Consider the following 19,719-nt stretch of genomic DNA (forward strand, 5'->3'; position numbering starts at 1 on the left):
CGCCGCAACCGCCACGTGAGCGGCGTGTCGGCGCCTCGCCGCAAGGAATGGTCGCACATTTGCGACCATCCTGCGGTACGCGCGCGCAGCCGCCGCTACGCCAGGCGGTCGACCAGCTCGCTCGCGATGCCGGTGTACGTCGCGGGCGTCAGCGCCACGAGCCGTGCCTTCGCGTCGTCGCCGATGTCGAGCCCCTCGACGAACGCGACCAGCTCGGCCTGCCCGGTGCGCTTGCCGCGCGTCAGCTCCTTGAGCAGGGCGTACGGGTCGCTGATCGACGAACGTCCGGCCGTGATCTCGGCGCGGATGACGGTCTGGATCGCCTCGGCCAGCACCTCCCAGTTGCCGTCGAGGTCGGCCTCGAGCGCGACGGTGCCGACCGCGATCTCACCCAGCCCGCGCCGCAGGTTGTCGAGCGCGAGCATCGAGTGGCCGAACGCGACGCCGATGTTGCGCTGGCTCGACGAGTCGGTGAGGTCGCGCTGCTGGCGCGAGGTCACCAGGGTCGAGGCGAGCGAGTCGAACAGGGCCGACGACAGCTCGAGGTTCGCCTCGGCGTTCTCGAACCGGATCGGGTTGATCTTGTGCGGCATCGTCGACGAGCCGGTCGCCCCCGCCACCGGGATCTGCGTGAAGTAACCCATCGAGATGTACGACCACACGTCGGTCGCGAGGTTGTGCAGCACGCGGTTCGCGTGCGCGACGCGGGAGTACAGCTCGGCCTGCCAGTCGTGCGACTCGATCTGCGTCGTCAGCGGGTTGAACGTGAGCCCGAGGCGGTCCTCGACGAACTCGCGCGCGACCTCGGGCCAGTCGAGCGACGGCTCGGCGACGACGTGCGCCGAGAACGTGCCGGTCGCTCCGCTGAACTTGCCGAGGAACTCGCTGCCCACGATCTGCGCCCGCAAGCGCTGCAGGCGGTGGACGAAGACGGCGAACTCCTTGCCGACGGTCGTCGGGGTGGCGGGCTGACCGTGCGTGTGGGCGAGCATCGGCACGTCACGCGAGCCGGTGGCGCGCTCGGTGAGGGCAGCGACGACGGCGTCGAACGCCGGCAGCCAGACGTCGAACACGGCGGCCTTGACGGTCACCGCGTACGAGAGGTTGTTGATGTCCTCGCTCGTGCAGGCGAAGTGCGTCAGCTCGGCGATCGAGTCGAGCCCCAGCTCGGTCAGCCGGGCGCGGACGTAGTACTCGACCGCCTTGACGTCGTGACGCGTCGTCGCCTCGAACGCGGCGAGCTCGTCGATCGCCGTCTGGTCGAACCCGGTGACGATGGCTCGCAGCGCCTCGTTCTGGTCGGCCGTCAGCGGCGTCGACCCGAACAGCGAGCGGTCGGTCTGCGCGATCAGCCACTCGACCTCGACGTGCACCCGCGCCCGGTTGAGACCGGCCTCGCTGAGATGGTCGCCGAGCGAGCCGACGGAGGCGCGGTACCGGCCGTCGAGAGGGCTGAGGGGCTGAGGGGGGAGGCTCATGCGCGTCCTTGTCGTAGTGCGGGTTCGATCTGCGTGAAGAGGGACGAGGAGGCGCGTTCGACGAGGTCGAGGACGCTGTCGAACATCGCGGCGTCCGAATAGTAGGGGTCGGGCACGTCCGTGCCGCCCGCGGCGGCCGCCGCCTCCTGGTCGAAGCTCAGCAGCAGCTGCACCTTCGACCGGTCGGCGTCGTCGCCGGCCCAGGCCCGGAGGATGCGCTCGTGGCCGCGATCGAAGACCACCACGAGGTCGTAGCGGCCGAAGTCGTCGGCCTCGAACTGCTTCGCCCGATGCCGCGACCCATCGTAGCCGCGCCGTCGCAGCGCCTCGACGGTGCGCGGGTCGGCGCCCTCGCCGACGTGCCAGTCGCCCGTGCCGGCCGAGGTCACCTCGATGTGGTCGCCGTGTCCCGAGCGCTCCGCAATCTGCCGGAAGACGGTCTCGGCCATCGGCGACCGGCAGATGTTGCCGGTGCAGACGAAGCAGACGCTGAAGCGGTTCACCTGCGGCGGTCGCCCTGGCGGCCGACGACGGGGCGGACCACGATGCCGATCAGCCAGGCGAGGATCGCCAGCACGAGCGCACCGAGGACGCCCCACCAGAACCCGTCGACCACCAGGCCGAAGCCGATCAGACCGGAGACCCAGGCGACGAGCAGCAGCAGGAGACCGTTCACGATGAACGAGATCAGCCCCAGCGTCAGGATGTACAGGGGGAAGGCCACCACCCGGATCGCCGTGCCGACGATGCCGTTCACGACACCGAAGATGAAGGCCACCAGGAGGAAGGTCAGCACGGTCTCGAGCGTGCCGCCCGAGCCGTAGGGGGTGACGGACACCCCCGAGACGATCAACGTGGTGAGCCAGAGTGCCACGGCGTTGATCACGAGCCGGACGAGGAATCGTGTCATGACCCCCATCATGCCGACACGGGCCGGGTCGGCGGTAGCCCGTAGTCTGGTCGGGTGACCAGCCCCGTTCGCCTCCGCCCCGAGATCGCCGCGCTGCCGCCCTACCGGCAGGGCAAGCAGGCGGCGCCCGACGCGTTCAAGCTGTCGTCGAACGAGAACCCGTTCGAGCCGCTGCCGGCCGTGCTCGACGCACTCCGCGGCGCCGCGTCGATCAACCGCTACCCCGACGCGTCGGCCGCTCCGCTGCGCCTGGCTCTGGCCGCGAAGTTCGGCGTCACCCCGGACGAGATCCACGTCGGTGCGGGCTCGCTCTCGCTCGTCTCGCAGTTCATCAACGCCGCTGCGACGGTCGGCGACGAGGTCGTCTACTCGTGGCGCTCGTTCGAGGCCTACCCCGGTCTCGTGACGGTGTCGGGCGCGACGAGCGTGCAGGTCCCCAACCGGGCCGACGGCGGGCACGACCTCGATGCCATGGCAGCCGCCGTCACCGACCGCACCCGCGTCGTGATCGTCTGCTCGCCCAACAACCCCACGGGCGTCGTCGTGACGACGCGCGAGTTCGAGGCGTTCATGGCCGCCGTGCCCGAGACGCTGCTCGTGCTGCTCGACGAGGCCTACGCCGAGTTCGTCACCGACGAGTCGGCCGTCGACGGCCCGTCCCTGCTCGAGCGGCACCCCAACCTCGTCGTGCTGCGCACGTTCTCGAAGGCGTACGGGCTCGCCGCACTCCGCGTCGGGTACGCGATCGGCGCCTCCTCGGTGCTCGACGCCGCCCGCTCGACGGCACTCGCCCTCTCGGTCACCGAGCAGGGCCAGGCCGCGGCGGTCGCGTCGCTCGAGCACGCCGACGAGCTGCTCGCCCGCGTCGACCGCATCGTGCTGCTGCGCGACCAGGTGCGTCAGGCCCTCGTCGACCAGGGCTGGCAGCCGCCGGTCGCGCAGGGCAACTTCATCTGGCTCGACACCGGCGAGCACACGGCCGCCGCGGCCGAGGTGTTCGCCGACCACGGCATCGTCGTCCGGCCGTTCGCTCCCGAGGGCATCCGCATCACGATCGGCGAGCCGTCGTCGGTCGACAAACTGTTGCACGCCGCCCAGCAGGCCCTCAGAATCACATCACCGTAAGGGCATATACCGCTCTATAGATTGGTCGTCATGTCTTCTTCCGAAGCACTCGACGGCGGTGCCGTCGACACCGTCTCACCCGTCCAATTGCTGTCGCCGACCGGTCAGGTCGTGCAATCCGACGCGACGGCCGAGTTCCAGCCGTACGTCGACGCCCTCGACGACGAGCAGCTGAGGTCGTTCCATCGCGACATGGTGCTGACCCGGCGCTTCGACCGCGAGGCCGCCGCGCTCGCCCGACAGGGCCAACTCGCCCTCTGGGTGCCGAGCCACGGGCAGGAGGGGGCCCAGGTCGGTCTCGCTCACGCCTCGCGCCCACAGGACCACATCTTCCCGTCGTATCGCGAGCACGCGGTCGCGATGGCCCGCGGCATCGACCCGGTCGACATCCTCCGCCTGCTCCGCGGCCACACCCACGGCGGCTGGAACCCGGCGGAGCACCAGAACTTCCACATCTACACGCTCGTGATCGGCTCGCAGACGCTGCACGCCACGGGCTATGCGATGGGCCTCACCCTCGACGGCAAGACCGGAACGGGTGCGGTCGAGACCGACGAGGCCGTCGTCACCTTCTTCGGCGACGGCGCGACCAGCCAGGGCGACGTGAACGAGGCCATGGTCTTCGCCGCGAGCTTCCAGGCGCCCGAGCTGTTCTTCCTGCAGAACAACCAGTGGGCCATCAGCGTGCCGGTGTCGCGTCAGTCGCGCACCCCGCTCGTGCACCGCGCGGGCGGCTTCGGCATCCCCGGCACCCAGATCGACGGCAACGACGTGCTGGCCAGCTACGCGGTCAGCCGCCGCGACCTGGACGCCGCGCGCACGGGCGGCGGCCCCCGCTTCATCGAGGCGCTCACCTACCGCATCGGCGCCCACACGTCGTCGGACGACCCGACGAAGTACCGCACCGACGACGAGCTGCAGTCGTGGATCGCCCGCGACCCGATCGCACGCTTCGAGACGTACCTGCGCGGTCGTGGCGAGTCCGATGTGTTCTTCGCCGAGCTCGAGACGCTCTGCGACGACCTCGGCGCCGACCTGCGTCGCCGCACCCTCGCGCTGCCGAACCCCGAGCCGTCGCTCATGTTCGACCACGTCTACTCCGAGCCCCACCCCCTGATGCGCGAGCAGAAGGAGTGGCTGGCCCAGTACGAGCACGGCTTCGACGGCGCCGACACGGACGGAGCACGCGCATGACCGACATCGCCACGACCACCGACACCACCGCCTCCTCGGCGGAGCCCGCGGCGCCGCGCCGCGAGACCCTACCGCTCGGCAAGGCCATCAACGCGGGTCTCCGCAAGGCCATGGCCGACGACCCGCGCGTGCTGCTCATGGGCGAGGACATCGGCACGCTCGGCGGTGTCTTCCGTGTCACCGAGGGTCTGCAGGCCGAGTTCGGCGCGAACCGCGTCATCGACACGCCGCTCGCCGAGTCGGGCATCGTCGGCACCGCGATCGGGCTCGCCATGGGTGGGTTCCGTCCCGTCGTCGAGATCCAGTTCGACGGCTTCATCTACCCGGGCTTCGACCAGATCACGTCGCAGCTCGCGAAGCTGACGAACCGCCACGAGGGCCAGATGAGCATGCCGGTCGTCATCCGCGTGCCCTACGGCGGGCACATCGGCGCGGTCGAGCACCACCAGGAGAGCCCCGAGGCGTACTTCGCGCACACCGCGGGTCTCCGCGTCGTCAGCCCGAGCACACCCCACGACGCCTACTGGATGATCCAGGAGGCCATCGCCTCGAACGACCCCGTCATGTTCTTCGAGCCCAAGAGCCGGTACTGGCCCAAGGGCGAGGTCGACTTCTCGAGCCCGCAGGCGCCGCTGCACGCGAGCCGCGTCGTCCGAACGGGCACCGAGGTGACGCTGCTCGGCCACGGAGCGATGGTGAGCGTGCTGCTGCAGGCCGCCGAGATCGCCGCCGCCGAGGGCATCTCGGTCGAGGTCGTCGACCTTCGCAGCCTGTCGCCCGTCGACTACGCGCCGATCCTCGAGTCGGTCCGCAAGACCGGTCGCCTGGTCGTCGCTCAGGAGGCCCCCGGCTTCGTCAGCGTCGGCTCCGAGATCGCCGCGACCGTAGCCGAGAAGGCGTTCTACTCGTTGGAGGCGCCGGTGCTGCGGGTCAGCGGGTTCGACACCCCCTTCCCGCCCGCGAAGCTCGAGACGCAGTACCTGCCCGACGCCGATCGTGTGCTCGAGGCCGTCGACCGCGCGCTCGCGTACTAGGAGAACAGCGACATGACGAACGAATTCGCACTGCCCGACGTCGGAGAAGGTCTGACCGAGGCCGAGATCGTCGAGTGGAAGGTCGCCTCGGGCGACACCGTCGAGATCAACCAGGTACTCGTCGAGATCGAGACGGCCAAGTCGCTCGTCGAGCTGCCGTCGCCGTTCGCCGGCGTCGTCGACCGCATCCTCGTCGAGTCGGGCACGACCGTCGACGTCGGCACCCCGATCATCACGATCGGCGGCGGCGACTCCCCGGCGACGCCGTCCTCGCGCGCGGCCGAGGCCGAGTCCGTCGAGAGCGGCGGGCTCGCCCGCACCGCGCAGATCATCTCGCAGAACGAGGAGGCGCTCTCGGCCCAGCGCGCCCGTCACGGTGACGAGACGGTCGCCTCCCCGGCCACCGCCTCCTCGGCTCCTGCCTCGTCGGCATCCTCGACGCCGGCCCCCGCCGCGACGGCGACCCGCTCGGCCGACGCGCTGAGCGCGGACGGCGAGACCGGCTCGATCGCCTCGACCCCGGCCGAGGCCGACACCGGCTCGGGTGCCGTGTTGGTCGGCTACGGCGCCGCGGGCGGTCACGGCGCGACGCGTCGACGTCGTCCGAGCAAGGGCGAGGTCGACGCCCGCCAGCTGCGCGTCGCCGAGCAGGCCCGCCGCCGGCCGACGACGAGCGTCCCCGCGGCGCAGGCCCTGCCGATCATCGCGAAGCCGCCGATCCGCAAGCTCGCGAAAGACCTGGAGGTCGACCTCACGACCGTGCAGCCCACGGGTCTCGCCGGCGAGGTCACCCGCGACGACGTCGTGCGGCACGCGAAGCAGGCCAGCCTGTTCCGCAACATCGAGACGCCCGAGTGGAGCGAGGAGCGCATCGAGCGCATCCCGGTCAAGGGCGTCCGCAAGGCGATCGCGAAGGCGATGACGTCGAGCGCGTTCACCGCGCCGCACGTGAGCCTGTTCGTCGACGTCGACGCGACCCGCACGATGGAGTTCGTCAAGCGCCTCAAGTCGTCCACGCAGTTCGCGGGTGTGAAGGTGTCGCCGCTGCTGATCATGGCCAAGGCCATCATCTGGGCGGTGCGGCGCAACCCGATGGTCAACTCCGCGTGGACCGACAAAGAGATCCTGGTGCGGCACTTCGTCAACCTCGGCATCGCCGCGGCCACGCCGCGCGGGCTGATCGTGCCGAACGTCAAGGAGGCCCAGTCGATGAGCCTGCTCGAACTCGCCCAGGCCCTCGAGCAGCTGACGTTGACGGCGCGCGACGGCAAGACGACCCCGGCCGACCAGGCCGACGGCACGATCACCATCACGAACATCGGCGTCTTCGGCATGGACACCGGCACGCCGATCCTCAATCCGGGCGAGGTGGCGATCGTCGCGCTCGGCACGATCAAGCAGAAGCCGTGGGTCGTGGACGGCGAGGTGCGCTCGCGCATGGTCACGACGATCGGTGCGAGCTTCGACCACCGCGTGGTCGACGGCGACGTGGCGAGCCGCTTCGTGGCCGACGTCGCGAGCGTGCTCGAAGAGCCGGCTCTGCTGCTCGACTGACGAGATCGGTCGGATCGAGTCGAAGGGCCTGCCGCGCATCGCCGGCAGGCCCTTCCCCGTCCCCGTGAACTGCCCTCTCTGTGAACCTCCGATGAGGGGCTGAGGCCGGGCCGTCGCGCGCGCTAGGGTCGATCGAACGACAGGTCCCGTCCGGACCGGACCACCGAGCCGCGGGCCCGCGAAAGGCCGCCATGACCACCCCTCTCGTCGACGGAGCCGTGCCGAAGCACGAGCAGCTGCGGCGCATCCTGCAGCAACGGGCCAGCGACGAGCTGCCGGCCGGCGCGATGATCCCCAGCGAGCGCCAGCTCATGGTCGAGTTCGGCGTCAGTCGCATCACCGTGCGCGAGGCGATCGGTCAGCTGGTCAACGAGGGCTGGCTCACGCGCTCCCGCGGCAAGGGCACCTTCGTCGCGCACCGCGCCGTGCAGTCGACCCTGCACCTCGCCTCGTTCACCGACGAGATGACGTCGCTCGGCCACGTGCCCAGCACGGTCGTGCTCGCCAAGCAGCAGGCCGTGCCGCCCGACGACACCGCGACGGCGCTGGGCCTCGACGACGGCGAGCTCGCCCTGCACGTGCGGCGGCTGCGCCTGGCCGACGGCGAACCGGTCAGCATCGACGACGGCTGGTACCCCGCCGCCCTGCTCCCCGGGCTGCTCGACCGCGACCTGAGCCGCTCGCTCTACGGCACGTTCGAGCGCGACTACGCTCTCTCGATCACGCACGCCACGCAGACCGTCAGCGCCGAGGAGGCACGGGTCGACTTGTCGACACTGCTCGGCACCCGCTCCGGGGCACCCGTTCTGTTCTTCGACCGCGTCTCGTTCTCGGACGCCACCCCCGTCGAGCACGCCAAGAGCTGGTACCGCGCCGACCGTTACCGCGTGACCATGCAGGTGTCGGCGCGGCACGGCTGAGCCGGTCGGGACCGTCGGTCAGGCCGGGAGGTCGAACAGCGGGTCGCCCGACGCGACGGTCGAGCCGACGGCGGCCTGGTCGACCGAGTCGGCCGGCGAATCGAGCACCACCACGGGGATCACACTCGAGTAGCCCGCCGCCTGGACGACGGCGGGGTCGAACGAGACGACCAGCTCGCCCCGGGCGACGGTCGCGCCCTCGGCGACGGCGAGCTCGAAGCCCTGGCCCGCGAGCTTCACCGTGTCGATGCCGACGTGCACGAGCACGCCCGTGCCCGACTCCCCCACGACGACGAACGCGTGCGGATGGAGCTTGACGATCTCGCCCGCGAGGGGCGAGACGACGCGGACGAGGCGACCCGTGCCTCCTGGGCTCTCGGTGTCGCCAGCCGGCTGCACGGCGACGCCGGCGCCGACGAGCTGCCCGGCGAAGACGGGGTCGGGCACGTCGCCGAGGGCGACGACCGTGCCGTCGGTCGGCGAGACGACCGACGTCACAGCAGGTCCTGGATGTCTTCCGCCAGCGAGTCGGCGATCGTGCCGACGATGACCTGGACACTCGTGCCGACCGTGACGACGGCGGTCGCACCGGCGGCCTTGAGCGCCTTCTCGTCGACGAGCGAGGCGTCCTTCACGTCGGTGCGGAGGCGCGTGATGCAGCCCTCGATCTCGTCGATGTTGTCGGCGCCGCCGAGTCCGTCGATCATGTCCTGTGCTTTCGACATGGCGTTGCTCCTTCGTTGCGCGGGGTCGATCCCGGTCTCTCTAGTTGACACCAGGTTGCGGTCTGAGGAAACTACCACTCGCTGGTCATGACCAGACAGGACCGGTTGAACCGATCCGCGGCTTTCACCGACGAGAGGACCCTGCCATGACGACGACCGAGGCGACGCCCGCCAAGCCCAAGAGAGGGTCGGCCGCGTTCGCGGTGCTGCAACGACTCGGCCGCAGCCTCATGCTGCCGATCGCCGTGCTGCCCGCAGCCGGCATCCTGCTGCGACTCGGGCAGACGGACCTGCTCGGCGCGATCCCGGGATTCGAGACCGGCGCCGGCGTCATCGGCGCGGCCGGCCAGGCCGTCTTCACCTGGCTGCCGCTGATCTTCGCGGTCGGCATCGCCATCGGCTGGGCGAAGAAGAGCGACGGCTCGACCGCCCTCGCCGCGGTCGTCGGCTACATGGTCATCGACGGTGTCTTCAAGGCCATGTCGCCGGTCGTGCTCGCCGGGCGCGAGACACCGACGGGTGACCCCGAGGTGATCAACTACGGCGTACTGGCGGGCATCGTCATGGGACTGCTGTCGGCGATGATCTGGCAGCGGTTCTACCGGACGAAGCTGCCCGACTTCCTCGGGTTCTTCTCGGGCCGCCGCATGGTGCCGATCCTCACGGCCGTCACCGGTCTCGTCGTCGGCGTGCTGATGTCGTTCATCTACCCGCTGTTCAACAACCTGCTGACCGGCATCGGCCAGGCGGTCGCCTCGAACAACGTGATCGGCAGCGGCGTCTACGGCGTCGTCAACCGACTGCTCATCCCGACCGGCCTGCACCACATCCTCAACTCGGTCGTGTGGTTCCTGGTCGGCGACTACACGAACGCCAGCGGCACCGTCGTCCGCGGCGACCTGAACCGCTTCTTCGCGGGCGACCCGAGCGCCGGCGTGTTCATGACCGGGTTCTTCCCGATCTTCATGTTCGCGCTCCCCGCCGCCGCCCTGGCGATCTGGCGCCACGCCCGCCCCGAGAAGAAGAAGCTGATCGGCGGCATCATGCTGTCGACCGCGCTGACCGCCTTCATCACGGGCATCACCGAGCCGCTCGAGTTCTCGTTCATGTTCGTCGCGTGGCCGCTCTACGTCATCCACGCCGTGCTCACCGGCACGTCGATGATGCTCGTGAACGCCCTCGACATCCACACCGGGTTCACGTTCTCGGCGGGGTTGATCGACTACATCCTGAACTTCAACATCTCGCAGAACTCGATCTGGCTGATCCCGATCGGGCTCGGCTACGCCGTGATCTACTACGTCCTGTTCAGCTTCGTCATCAAGCGCTGGAACCTGAAGACGCCCGGCCGCGAGGACGACGACGCGGCCGAGTCCGTCGAGGCCGCCACCAAGGCCTAGACGCGACCCCCTCAGGAGGCGCGGTGCGGGATTTCCCGCCCCGCGCCTCCTGCGTTCTCCCGCCCCGTACAGATCGTGCGCCGGTTTCGGCGGTACCCCCGTCGCACTGTGCGACCACGTCGGCGGCGTCGGCCGGGCAGAACGCGACCGTTGTGCGTGCGCCGGCCCGCTGACGCGGCGTGTCGCGCGCTACCAGCGCGAAATGGTCGCACATTGCGAGGCACAGGCCGGGGGTCCCGTTACTCGTTTTGACAATCATTATCAGTAGCAATAGCGTCGGAGGCAGGCCGGGCCTCGAGGCAGCGCACCCGACCGCTCCCCGTAGCGCGCCGCCTTAGACGGAATTCCCATGACTTCTCGACTCCCCCTCCGCCGCCTCATCCCGGCGCTCGGCGCCGCAGCCGCCCTCGCGCTCGTCGCGACCGGCTGCTCGGCCACCGGCGACAGCGCCTCCGGCAGCGGCACCGACGGAGGCGCGATCCAGGTCGTCGCCTCGACCAACGTCTACGGCGACATCGCGTCGACCGTCGGCGGCGACGCCGTCACCGTGACCAGCATCATCAGCGACCCCTCGCAGGACCCGCACTCGTACGAGGGCGACGCCCGCACCCAGCTCGCGATCTCGCGCGCCGACGTCGTCATCGAGAACGGCGGCGGTTACGACTCGTTCGTCGACACGATGGTCAAGGCGAGCGACTCGAAGGCCACGGTCATCAACGCGGTCGACGTGTCCGGTCTCGACACCGACGCCGACGCCGACGACCACGACCACGCGACCGACGCACCGTCGTCCGACGCGAGCGCCGGCAGCGACGCGAGCGCCGAGGCGAGCAGCGATGCGAGCGCCAGCGCCGACGACCACGGCGGCCACGCGCACGACCACGGCGAGTTCAACGAGCACGTCTTCTACTCGCTGCCCAGCATGGCGAAGCTCGCCACCGCGATCGCCGACGAGCTCGGCCGCATCGACAGCGCCAAGGCCGACACCTTCAGCACGAACGCGAAGGCGTTCGAGGCCAAGATCGACGACCTCGAGTCGCAGACCGCGGCCATCAAGACCGCGCACGACGGCACCGACGTCGCCTACACCGAGCCCGTGCCGGGCTACCTGTTCGACGAGATGGGTCTGCACAACGTGACCCCGTCGGCGTTCTCGGAGGCCATCGAAGAGGGCGACGACGTCTCGCCGGCGGCCCTCCGCGACATGCTCGCGCTCGCGTCCGACAAGAAGATCGCCCTGCTCGCCTACAACGAGCAGACCTCCAGCCCCGAGACCACGCAGGTGCAGTCGGCGGCCGAGAAGTCCGGCGTCCCGATCGTGCCGGTCACGGAACTGCTCCCGAGCGGGGATGATTACATCTCGTGGCAGCAGGCGAACATCGACAGCATCAAGGAGGCACTGGCCAAGTGACCGAACCCGCGTTACGTCTTCGAGGCGCCGGTATGCGCTTCGGCGACCGCACGCTGTGGTCCGGGCTCGACCTCGACGTGATGCCGGGCGAGTTCCTGGCCGTGCTCGGGCCGAACGGCGCCGGCAAGACGACGATGCTGCGCACCGTGCTGGGCCAGCAAGAACTGACCGACGGGTCGATCGAGTTCCTCGGTCGACCCGTTCGGCGTGGGCACCGGCGCATCGGCTACATCCCGCAGCAGCGCTTGATGGAGGCCGGCACACCCCTGCGTGCCCGCGACATGATCGCCCTCGGCGTCACCGGGCACCGCTTCGGCCTGCGCCGCGAGTCGGCGGCCGAGCGCGCGAAGATCGACGCCCTCGTCGACGAGGTGGGCGCCGCCTCCTTCGCCGATCACGCCGTGGCCGACCTGTCCGGCGGCGAGCAGCAGCGAGCGCGCGTCGGCCAGGCCCTCGCCGCCGACCCCGCGCTGCTGCTCTGCGACGAGCCGCTCATCTCGCTCGACCTGCGGCACCAGCGCGGCGTCACCGAGCTGATCGACCGCCAGCGCCGCGCCCGCGACGCCGCCGTCGTGTTCGTCACGCACGACGTCAACCCCATCCTCGACGTCGTCGACCGGGTGCTCTACATCGCCGGCGGACGGTTCCGCGTGGGCACCCCCGACGAGGTCCTGCAGCCCGCCGTGCTCAGCGACCTCTACGGCACGCCCGTCGACGTCATCCGCACGATGGGCCGCATCGTCATCGTCGGCGGTCACGGCCACGACGCCGACCACCACCACGTCGATGCCGGACCCGACACCGAAGGGCTCGTGCGATGACCGACCTCTGGTCGCAGCTGTTCTCGTTCCAGGACTTCGGCCCGCTCGTCGCGCTCGTGAAGAACTCGATCATCGCGGGTGCCGTGCTCGGTCTGGTCGGCGGCCTGATCGGGCCGTTCGTGATCACCCGCAACCTGCCGTTCGCCGTGCACGGCATCAGCGAGCTCTCGTTCGCCGGGGCCTCGGCGGCCCTGCTGCTCGGTGTCAACGTCGTCGCGGGGTCGCTCGTCGGCAGCGTGCTGGCCGCACTGCTGATCGGCCTGCTCGGCAACCGGGCCCGCGACCGCAACTCGATCATCGCCGTGCTGATGCCGTTCGGACTCGGCCTCGGCATTCTCTTCCTCGCGCTGTACAAGGGCCGGTCCGCCAACAAGTTCGGCCTGCTGACGGGTCAGATCGTCTCGGTCGACAACCCGCAGCTCGGGGCGCTGCTCGTCATCTCGGCGCTCGTCGTGGTCACGCTGTTCGTGATCTGGCGGCCCCTGACCTTCGCGAGCGTCGACCCCGACGTCGCCGCGGCGGCCGGCCTGCCGGTGCGCACGCTCGGCATCGTGTTCATGCTCGTGCTCGGCCTCTCGGTCGCGGTGTCGGTGCAGATCGTCGGAGCCCTGCTCGTGTTGTCCCTGCTCGTCACCCCGGCCGCGGCGGCCCTGCGTCTCACCGTCAACCCACTGCTCGTGCCGATCCTCAGCGTCGTCTTCGCGGTCGTGTCGGTCGTCGGTGGCATCCTGCTCGCCCTCGGCGGCGGGCTGCCGATCAGCCCGTACGTGACGACCATCTCGTTCGCCATCTGGCTCGTCTGCCGCATCGTCTCGTGGCGGCGCGTCCGTCGTGCCCAGCGCCCCACCCGACGACACGGACTACCCTGGACGTCGACGACGACGGAGGCAGGACGATGACGGGCGGTACGGCGTGGTAGTCCGGCGCAACACCTGGCAGCGAGAGGCTGTCCGCGAGGCGCTCGACACCAGCGAGGGGTTCGTCAGCGCACAGGCGCTGCACAACCGACTCCGCGACACGGGCATCGGCCTGGCGACCGTCTATCGCGCCCTGTCCGATCTCGCCGCCGACGGCGCGGCCGACTCGCTGCAGCAAGAGGGCGAGAGCCTCTACCGCGCCTGCACACCCGGCACGCACCACCACCACCTGATCTGCCGCAATTGTGGCGCGACCGTCGAGATCGAGGCCGACGAGGTCGAGACCTGGGCCCAGCAGATCGCGGCCAAGCACGGCTTCACCCAGCCGCAGCACATCGTCGACGTCTTCGGGCTCTGCCCGGCGTGCACCGCCGCCGCCGCGGCCGGCGTGCCCACCGCCTCCCCGGTCTGAGCCCCACCGCCTCCCCGGTCCGATCCGGGCTGCCGGGTGCGTCTCGCGACGCCCGCGGGGCCCCGGACACCAGGAGGCGCGGAGTTGCGTGAGCCCGGGCGTGTCGCGTACTCTTGACGTTTGGTTGAGTGCTATCTGCGCTCATGTGCACCGCCTCCCCAGCAACACGGCCCAGACCAGGGCGCTCTCGAGCGCCGTGTCTCGGGGCGAGGGGGGATCGGCGCGCCGACAAGTGACCTTGGGTAGGGGCTCCGGCTCCTACGGTATCTACGGAGGACAACCATGGCAGCAACATGCCAGGTGACTGGAGCCATCCCCGGCTTCGGACACAACATCTCGCACTCGCACCGACGCACCAAGCGTCGTTTCGACCCGAACATCCAGAAGAAGACGTACTACGTGCCGTCGCTTCGTCGTAACGTCACCCTGCAGCTCAGCGCCAAGGGCATCAAGGTGATCGACGCTCGTGGCATCGAGTCGGTCGTGAAAGACCTTCTCGCTCGTGGGGAGAAGATCTAATGGCTCGTCAGCAGGACGTCCGTCCCATCATCAAGCTCCGTTCGACGGCGGGCACCGGTTTCACGTACGTGACCAAGAAGAACCGTCGTAACAACCCCGATCGCCTCGTGCTGAAGAAGTACGACCCCGTGATCCGCAAGCACGTCGAATTCCGCGAGGAGCGCTAAACATGGCCAAGAAGAGCAAGATCGCCAAGAACGACCAGCGCGCCGTCATCGTCGCCCGTTACGCCGAGAAGCGTCTCGAGCTGAAGAAGGCGCTCATCGACCCGAACGGCACCGACGAGAGCCGCGAGGCCGCTCGCCTCGGTCTGCAGAAGCTGCCCCGCGACGCGTCGCCGGTCCGCCTCCGCAACCGCGACGCCGTCGACGGTCGCCCCCGTGGTCACCTCAAGGCGTACGGCATCAGCCGTGTCCGCTTCCGTGATATGGCTCACCGAGGCGAATTGCCGGGCATCACGAAGTCTTCCTGGTAGGTTTTACGCGGTTCCACAGGGCCCTCGGCCTTATGGTCTGTTCCGCACGGATGCGGTTACCACCGCATCCGGTAAAACCGAATCAAGTCCGAGGAGGACATTTACATGGCTGACAAGTCACTGAACCGTACCGAGCTCGTCGCAGCCGTCGCCGCCGAGTCTGGCCAGAGCCAGGCTGCCGTCAGCGGTGTCGTCGACGCGTTCTTCGGCGTCGTCTCGAAGTCCGTCGCCGAGGGCACCAAGGTGACCATCCCCGGTTGGATCGCCTTCGAGAAGACCCACCGCGCCGCGCGCACCGGCCGCAACCCGCAGACGGGTGAGGCCCTCGAGATCGCCGCCAGCGACAGCGTCAAGGTCAGCGCCGGCAGCAAGCTCAAGGCTGCTGTCAAGTAGTCCTCGCACTGCAAGGCTTCAGGGGATGACGACTTCGGTCGTCATCCCCTTTGCTGTGCCCCGCCCGCGTCCAGCAACCACGACTTAGGCTTCTCTCCGTGCCACTCACCGAACGCGCTTCCCGGCCGGCCGTCGCGCCGACCCGGCCCCGTGCCTCCTCGGGTGCCGGTTCGTCTCCGGGCGCCGGCGTCAGCCGCGTCGCCGGGCCCGCCCTGCTCGTGCTGGTGGCCTTCGTCGCGGTGATCGCCGCGCTGAAGTTCGGCGGTGCCGCCGACGCACCGCTCGTGGTCGACCCCGGTTCGACGGTGCGCTACGGCCTGCCGATCGCCAAGATGTTCAACAACCTCGGCGCCGCGGTCACGATCGGCACGCTGATGCTGACGGTCTTCGCGCTGTCGCGCTCGAAGCCCGAGTACGCCCGCGCCCTCGACGTGGCGGCCGGCGCCGCCGCGTTCTGGGCCGTCGCCTCGGCCGCCACCACGTTCTTCACGTTCCTCAGCGTCGCGAACGTGCCCGTCACGCTCGACGACCAGTTCGGCAAGACGCTGGCGTTCTTCCTCACCGACACGGCCCTCGGCCAGGCGTGGCTGCAGACCACCCTCATCGCGGCGGCCGTCACCGTGCTCTGTTTCGCCGTGCGCAACATCTGGGCCCTCGTCGTCGTGCTGTTCCTGGCCGGCTACGCGCTCATCCCGATCGCGGAGCAGGGCCACGCCGCCGGCACGACCGGCCACGACGCCGCCGTCACGGCGCTCGCCCTGCACCTCGAGGGGGCGTCCGTCTGGCTCGGCGGTCTCGTCGCGCTCGTCTTCTTGCGCGGCGTGCTCGATCGCGGGCGCCTCGCGGTCGTGCTGGCGCGCTACTCGACGCTCGCCATCATCTGCTTCGTCGTCGTGGGCGTCTCGGGCATCGCGAGCGCGGCCATCCGGGTCGGCTCGTTCGCCGAGCTGACCAGCGGCTACGGCGTGCTCGTGCTGATCAAGACGTTCTCCCTCGTGGCGCTGGGCCTGTTCGGCCTCGTGCAGCGCCGGTTCCTGGTGGGCCGCATGGCGACGCACCCCACCGCGACCACGCGGTACTTCTGGTGGTTCATCTCGGCCGAGCTCGCGTTCATGGGTCTCGCGTCGGGTGTCGCCGCCGCCCTCGGCCGGACGGCGACGCCGGTCGAGCAGGTCCCCGCCACCGATCTGGCGAGCCCGACGGCCGCCGAGATCCTCACCGAAGAGAAGCTGCCGGTCGAGCTGACGCCGATCCGCTACCTCACCGAGTGGAACATCGACCTGCTCTGGGGGCTGCTCTGCGTCTTCCTGATCTTCTTCTACGTCGCCGGCGTCGTCCGCATGCGCCAGCGCGGCGACCGCTGGCCGATCGGCCGCACGATCTCGTGGATCGCCGGCGTGCTCACGCTGTTCTACGTCACCTGCGGCTCGCCGAACGTCTACCAGGAGTACCTGTTCAGCTCGCACATGCTGGCGCACATGGTGCTCGGCATGGTCATCCCCGTGCTGCTGGTGCCGGGTGCTCCCGTCACGCTCGCCCTGCGCACCATCGCGAAGCGCACGGACGGTACGCGCGGCGGTCGCGAGTGGATCATGATCCTCGTGCACTCGCGCTTCGCGAACGTCATCAGCAACCCGATCGTGGCCGCGGTGATGTTCGCCGGCTCGCTCTTCGCGTTCTACTACACGTCCCTGTTCAGCTGGGCGACGACGACGCACATCGGGCACTACTGGATGATCGTGCACTTCCTGATCGTCGGGTACCTGTTCGTGCAGTCGATGATCGGCATCGACCCGGTGAAGGGACGCCTGCCGTATCCGATGCGCCTGGTCGTGCTGCTCGCGACCATGGGGTTCCACGCGTTCTTCGGCATCGGCATCATGACGTCGACGAGTCTCTTCCTCGCCGACTGGTACGGCGCCATGGGCCGCACGTGGGGCCCGACCCCGATGGACGACCAGTACACCGCCGGCGGCATCGCCTGGAGTGTCGGCGAGATCCCCACCCTGGCCCTCGCGGTCGCCGTCGCCATCATGTGGAGCCGCAGCGACGGACGCGAGCAGAAGCGTCGCGACCGCCAGGCCGACCGCGACGGCGACGCCGAGCTGAACGCGTACAACGAGCAACTCGCGCAGATGTCGACGCAGGACGGGCCGCGGCGCTGAGTCGCGCCTCCTGACGGAGCCGACCCGCGCCTCCTCGTCGCCCGAACCCCGTTGCGGAAAATGAACCCGTTTCGAACGGGGTTCGTCTTCCGCAACGGGGTTCTTCGCGCACGGGGTACGTCTCTCAGCCTGCCCCGGTTCAATCGGGGTATGACCGATCCCCGCACGCTGCCCTATCCGCTCGGCGTCACCCCTCTCGACGGAGGCGGCGTCCACGTCGCCGTCTACTCCGAGACGGCCGACGCCGTCTACTTCTGCCTGTTCGACGACGCCGGCACCGAGACGCGCACCAAGCTCGGTCAGCGCACCGGTCACGTGTTCCACGACGTGATCGAGGAGGCGGGGGTCGGCAGCCGCTACGGCCTGCGGGTCGACGGCCCCTGGGACCCGGCCACGGGCCTCCGTCACAATGTCGACAAGCTGCTGCTCGACCCGTACGCCACGGCCGTCGACGGCGGCTACGACTGGGGCCAGGCGGTCTTCGGTCACGACATGAACGAGCCGACCGAGCGCGACGACACCGACTCGGCCGACGCGACGCCGCGCAGCATCGTGGCCGACCGCTCGTTCGACTGGGCCGACGACGCGCGCCCGCTGACCACCCTCGAGGACACCGTCGTGTACGAGGTGCACGTCAAGGGCTTCACGCAGACGCACCCCGACGTGCCGGAGGACATCCGCGGCACGTACGCCGGCCTCGCCCACCCCGCGGCGATCAAGCACCTCACCGATCTCGGCGTCACCGCCGTCGAACTGCTGCCGTCGCAGCAGTTCGTGCAGGACAGCCACCTCGACGAGAAGGGCCTCCGCAACTACTGGGGCTACAACACGATCGGCTTCTTCGCGCCGCACAACGAGTACGCCTCGGCGGCCGCCGGCACCGCGGGCGGCCAGGTGCAGGAGTTCAAGGAGATGGTCAAGGCCCTGCACGCCGCCGGCCTCGAGGTCTGGCTCGACGTCGTCTACAACCACACCGCCGAGGGCAACCACATGGGCCCGACGCTGTCGTTCAAGGGCATCGACAACGCCGCCTACTACCGCCTGGTCGAGGGCGACGAGGCGTCGTACTTCGACACGACGGGCACCGGCAACAGCCTCAACGTGTCGCACCCGGCCGCGCTCGGCCTGATCATGGACAGCCTGCGCTACTGGGTCACCGAGATGCACGTCGACGGGTTCCGCTTCGACCTCGCCACGACGCTGACCCGTCAGGGCGGCGAGGCGAGCGAGCACAGCGCCTTCCTGACGCTGATCCACCAGGACCCGGTGCTGCAGAGCGTCAAGATGATCGCCGAGCCGTGGGACACCGCCGGCTACCAGGTGGGCGGGTTCCCGGCCGACTGGTCGGAGTGGAACGGCAAGTTCCGCGACGACGTGCGCTCGTTCTGGGGCGGTGAGCCCGGCGTGCTCGCGACGTTCTCCGACCGTGTGCTCGGCAGCCCCGACGTCTACGAGGCCGACCGCCGGTCGCCGCTGTCGAGCGTCAACTTCATCACCGCGCACGACGGCTTCACGCTGCACGACCTCACCTCGTACGCCGAGAAGCACAACGAGGCCAACGGCGAGGACAACAACGACGGCGAGAGCGACAACAAGTCGTTCAACGGCGGCATCGAGGGCCCGACCGACGACGGCGCCGTGACCGAGTACCGCGAGCGCCAGCGCCGCAACCTGCTCGGCACGCTGCTGCTCAGCGCGGGTGTGCCGATGCTGCTCGGCGGCGACGAGCTCGGTCGCACGCAGGGCGGCAACAACAACGCCTACTGCCAGGACAACGAGATCTCGTGGTTCGACTGGTCGGCCGTCGACGAGTCGCTGCTGTCGTTCACGCGCGACCTGATCGCGCTGCGGAAGACGCAGCCGGCGCTCAAGCCCGACTGGTTCCGCTACGCGCCCGAGGTCGAGAGCGACGACCACGTGCAGGTGCGCCGCGCCGACGACCACTCGTTCGGTCAGCGCGACTGGGCCGAGGGCGAGAACAAGGCGATCACGTTCGTGTTGTCGCACCGTGACGCCGACACGTTCGCCCTGCTCGTCAACGGGTCCGAGGGTGTCGTCGAGTTCCAGGTGCCCGACGCACCCGGCGCCGAGTGGGAGCTGGCGAGCTCGAGCGATCCCGACCAGCAGGTCGAGGGCGCGGTGACCACGCTGCTCGTGCGGGACGCGAGCTTCACGCTGTTGCGGAGCCGCGCCTCCTAGGCTGCGGGCCGCCGCGGAACCCCGTTGCGGAAGATGGACCCGGTTCGACCGGGGTTCATCGTCCGCA

21 protein-coding genes are annotated in these 19,719 nt (G+C 69.6%); 16 read left to right on the forward strand and 5 right to left on the reverse strand.

Annotated features, from left to right (window positions below; genetic code table 11):
- Positions 1 to 95: 95 nt before the first annotated feature.
- The 3 genes from purB to ACPEEZ_RS14240 are packed head-to-tail and all read right to left on the reverse strand — an operon-like array spanning position 96 to position 2,388.
- Complete coding sequence (gene purB / locus ACPEEZ_RS14230; RefSeq protein WP_423920428.1) at positions 96 to 1,478, reverse strand: adenylosuccinate lyase; 1,383 nt, start codon at positions 1,476 to 1,478, stop codon at positions 96 to 98.
- The gene (locus ACPEEZ_RS14235; protein WP_423920431.1) at positions 1,475 to 1,981 is read right to left on the reverse strand and encodes a low molecular weight protein-tyrosine-phosphatase; all 507 of its coding nucleotides are present in this window, start codon (positions 1,979 to 1,981) and stop codon (positions 1,475 to 1,477) included. The genes purB and ACPEEZ_RS14235 overlap by 4 nt, the downstream gene beginning before the upstream one ends.
- Complete coding sequence (locus ACPEEZ_RS14240) at positions 1,978 to 2,388, reverse strand: phage holin family protein (RefSeq protein ID WP_423920434.1); 411 nt, start codon at positions 2,386 to 2,388, stop codon at positions 1,978 to 1,980. The genes ACPEEZ_RS14235 and ACPEEZ_RS14240 overlap by 4 nt, the downstream gene beginning before the upstream one ends.
- Positions 2,389 to 2,442: 54 nt before the next feature.
- On the opposite strand from ACPEEZ_RS14240, the gene ACPEEZ_RS14245 reads away from it, so the two are divergent.
- The 5 genes from ACPEEZ_RS14245 to ACPEEZ_RS14265 all read left to right on the forward strand — a co-directional run bounded on the left by ACPEEZ_RS14245 (position 2,443) and on the right by ACPEEZ_RS14265 (position 8,215).
- A complete protein-coding gene (locus ACPEEZ_RS14245; RefSeq protein ID WP_423920437.1) occupies positions 2,443 to 3,513 on the forward strand; it encodes a histidinol-phosphate transaminase in 1,071 nt (356 codons plus the stop codon).
- A 30-nt stretch (positions 3,514 to 3,543) separates the two neighbouring features.
- Positions 3,544 to 4,707: a thiamine pyrophosphate-dependent dehydrogenase E1 component subunit alpha gene (locus ACPEEZ_RS14250; RefSeq protein WP_423920440.1), complete on the forward strand. Its 1,164-nt coding sequence runs from the start codon at positions 3,544 to 3,546 to the stop codon at positions 4,705 to 4,707.
- Complete coding sequence (locus ACPEEZ_RS14255; RefSeq protein ID WP_423920442.1) at positions 4,704 to 5,741, forward strand: alpha-ketoacid dehydrogenase subunit beta; 1,038 nt, start codon at positions 4,704 to 4,706, stop codon at positions 5,739 to 5,741. The genes ACPEEZ_RS14250 and ACPEEZ_RS14255 overlap by 4 nt, the downstream gene beginning before the upstream one ends.
- Positions 5,742 to 5,753: 12 nt before the next feature.
- Positions 5,754 to 7,295 carry a dihydrolipoamide acetyltransferase family protein gene (locus ACPEEZ_RS14260; protein ID WP_423920445.1) on the forward strand — a complete coding sequence of 514 codons (1,542 nt, stop codon included), beginning with the start codon at positions 5,754 to 5,756 and terminating at the stop codon, positions 7,293 to 7,295.
- Positions 7,296 to 7,486: 191 nt separating this feature from the next.
- Complete coding sequence (locus tag ACPEEZ_RS14265; protein ID WP_423920448.1) at positions 7,487 to 8,215, forward strand: GntR family transcriptional regulator; 729 nt, start codon at positions 7,487 to 7,489, stop codon at positions 8,213 to 8,215.
- Between the two features lie 18 nt (positions 8,216 to 8,233).
- On the opposite strand, the gene ACPEEZ_RS14270 is transcribed toward ACPEEZ_RS14265, so the two are convergent.
- Positions 8,234 to 8,713 carry a PTS sugar transporter subunit IIA gene (locus tag ACPEEZ_RS14270; RefSeq protein ID WP_423920451.1) on the reverse strand — a complete coding sequence of 160 codons (480 nt, stop codon included), beginning with the start codon at positions 8,711 to 8,713 and terminating at the stop codon, positions 8,234 to 8,236.
- Positions 8,710 to 8,940, reverse strand: a complete 231-nt coding sequence (locus ACPEEZ_RS14275) for a glucose PTS transporter subunit EIIB (protein ID WP_423920454.1) — start codon at positions 8,938 to 8,940, stop codon at positions 8,710 to 8,712. The genes ACPEEZ_RS14270 and ACPEEZ_RS14275 overlap by 4 nt, the downstream gene beginning before the upstream one ends.
- 146 nt (positions 8,941 to 9,086) lie before the next feature.
- Between ACPEEZ_RS14275 and ACPEEZ_RS14280 the strand changes: the two genes are divergently transcribed.
- The 11 genes from ACPEEZ_RS14280 to glgX all read left to right on the forward strand — a co-directional run bounded on the left by ACPEEZ_RS14280 (position 9,087) and on the right by glgX (position 19,652).
- Positions 9,087 to 10,340, forward strand: coding sequence for a PTS transporter subunit EIIC (locus ACPEEZ_RS14280; RefSeq protein WP_423920457.1), 1,254 nt, complete (start codon positions 9,087 to 9,089; stop codon positions 10,338 to 10,340).
- 349 nt (positions 10,341 to 10,689) lie between these two features.
- Positions 10,690 to 11,751, forward strand: a complete 1,062-nt coding sequence (locus ACPEEZ_RS14285; RefSeq protein ID WP_423920460.1) for a metal ABC transporter solute-binding protein, Zn/Mn family — start codon at positions 10,690 to 10,692, stop codon at positions 11,749 to 11,751.
- A 32-nt stretch (positions 11,752 to 11,783) separates the two neighbouring features.
- The gene (locus tag ACPEEZ_RS14290) at positions 11,784 to 12,572 is read left to right on the forward strand and encodes a metal ABC transporter ATP-binding protein (RefSeq protein WP_423924291.1); all 789 of its coding nucleotides are present in this window, start codon (positions 11,784 to 11,786) and stop codon (positions 12,570 to 12,572) included.
- The gene (locus tag ACPEEZ_RS14295; RefSeq protein WP_423920463.1) at positions 12,569 to 13,471 is read left to right on the forward strand and encodes a metal ABC transporter permease; all 903 of its coding nucleotides are present in this window, start codon (positions 12,569 to 12,571) and stop codon (positions 13,469 to 13,471) included. Before ACPEEZ_RS14290 ends, ACPEEZ_RS14295 begins: the two co-directional genes overlap by 4 nt.
- 13 nt (positions 13,472 to 13,484) lie before the next feature.
- Positions 13,485 to 13,901, forward strand: coding sequence for a Fur family transcriptional regulator (locus tag ACPEEZ_RS14300; RefSeq protein ID WP_423920465.1), 417 nt, complete (start codon positions 13,485 to 13,487; stop codon positions 13,899 to 13,901).
- Positions 13,902 to 14,183: 282 nt separating this feature from the next.
- Positions 14,184 to 14,420 carry a 50S ribosomal protein L28 gene (gene rpmB / locus ACPEEZ_RS14305; RefSeq protein ID WP_022885355.1) on the forward strand — a complete coding sequence of 79 codons (237 nt, stop codon included), beginning with the start codon at positions 14,184 to 14,186 and terminating at the stop codon, positions 14,418 to 14,420.
- On the forward strand, positions 14,420 to 14,587 hold the full coding sequence (rpmG, locus tag ACPEEZ_RS14310) for a 50S ribosomal protein L33 (protein WP_043595944.1): 168 nt from the start codon (positions 14,420 to 14,422) through the stop codon (positions 14,585 to 14,587). Before rpmB ends, rpmG begins: the two co-directional genes overlap by 1 nt.
- Positions 14,588 to 14,589: 2 nt before the next feature.
- Positions 14,590 to 14,895: a 30S ribosomal protein S14 gene (gene rpsN, locus ACPEEZ_RS14315; RefSeq protein WP_423920471.1), complete on the forward strand. Its 306-nt coding sequence runs from the start codon at positions 14,590 to 14,592 to the stop codon at positions 14,893 to 14,895.
- Positions 14,896 to 15,000: 105 nt separating this feature from the next.
- On the forward strand, positions 15,001 to 15,288 hold the full coding sequence (locus tag ACPEEZ_RS14320; protein WP_423920474.1) for an HU family DNA-binding protein: 288 nt from the start codon (positions 15,001 to 15,003) through the stop codon (positions 15,286 to 15,288).
- Between the two features lie 332 nt (positions 15,289 to 15,620).
- Positions 15,621 to 17,453, forward strand: coding sequence for a cytochrome c oxidase assembly protein (locus ACPEEZ_RS14325; RefSeq protein ID WP_423924293.1), 1,833 nt, complete (start codon positions 15,621 to 15,623; stop codon positions 17,451 to 17,453).
- Positions 17,454 to 17,603: 150 nt separating this feature from the next.
- Positions 17,604 to 19,652 carry a glycogen debranching protein GlgX gene (gene glgX, locus ACPEEZ_RS14330; RefSeq protein ID WP_423920477.1) on the forward strand — a complete coding sequence of 683 codons (2,049 nt, stop codon included), beginning with the start codon at positions 17,604 to 17,606 and terminating at the stop codon, positions 19,650 to 19,652.
- The last annotated feature ends 67 nt before the right edge of the window (positions 19,653 to 19,719 follow it).

It is taken from the genome of Frigoribacterium sp. 2-23 (genome assembly GCF_049601585.1).
In the GTDB taxonomy this organism is placed as follows: Bacteria; Actinomycetota; Actinomycetes; order Actinomycetales; family Microbacteriaceae; genus Frigoribacterium.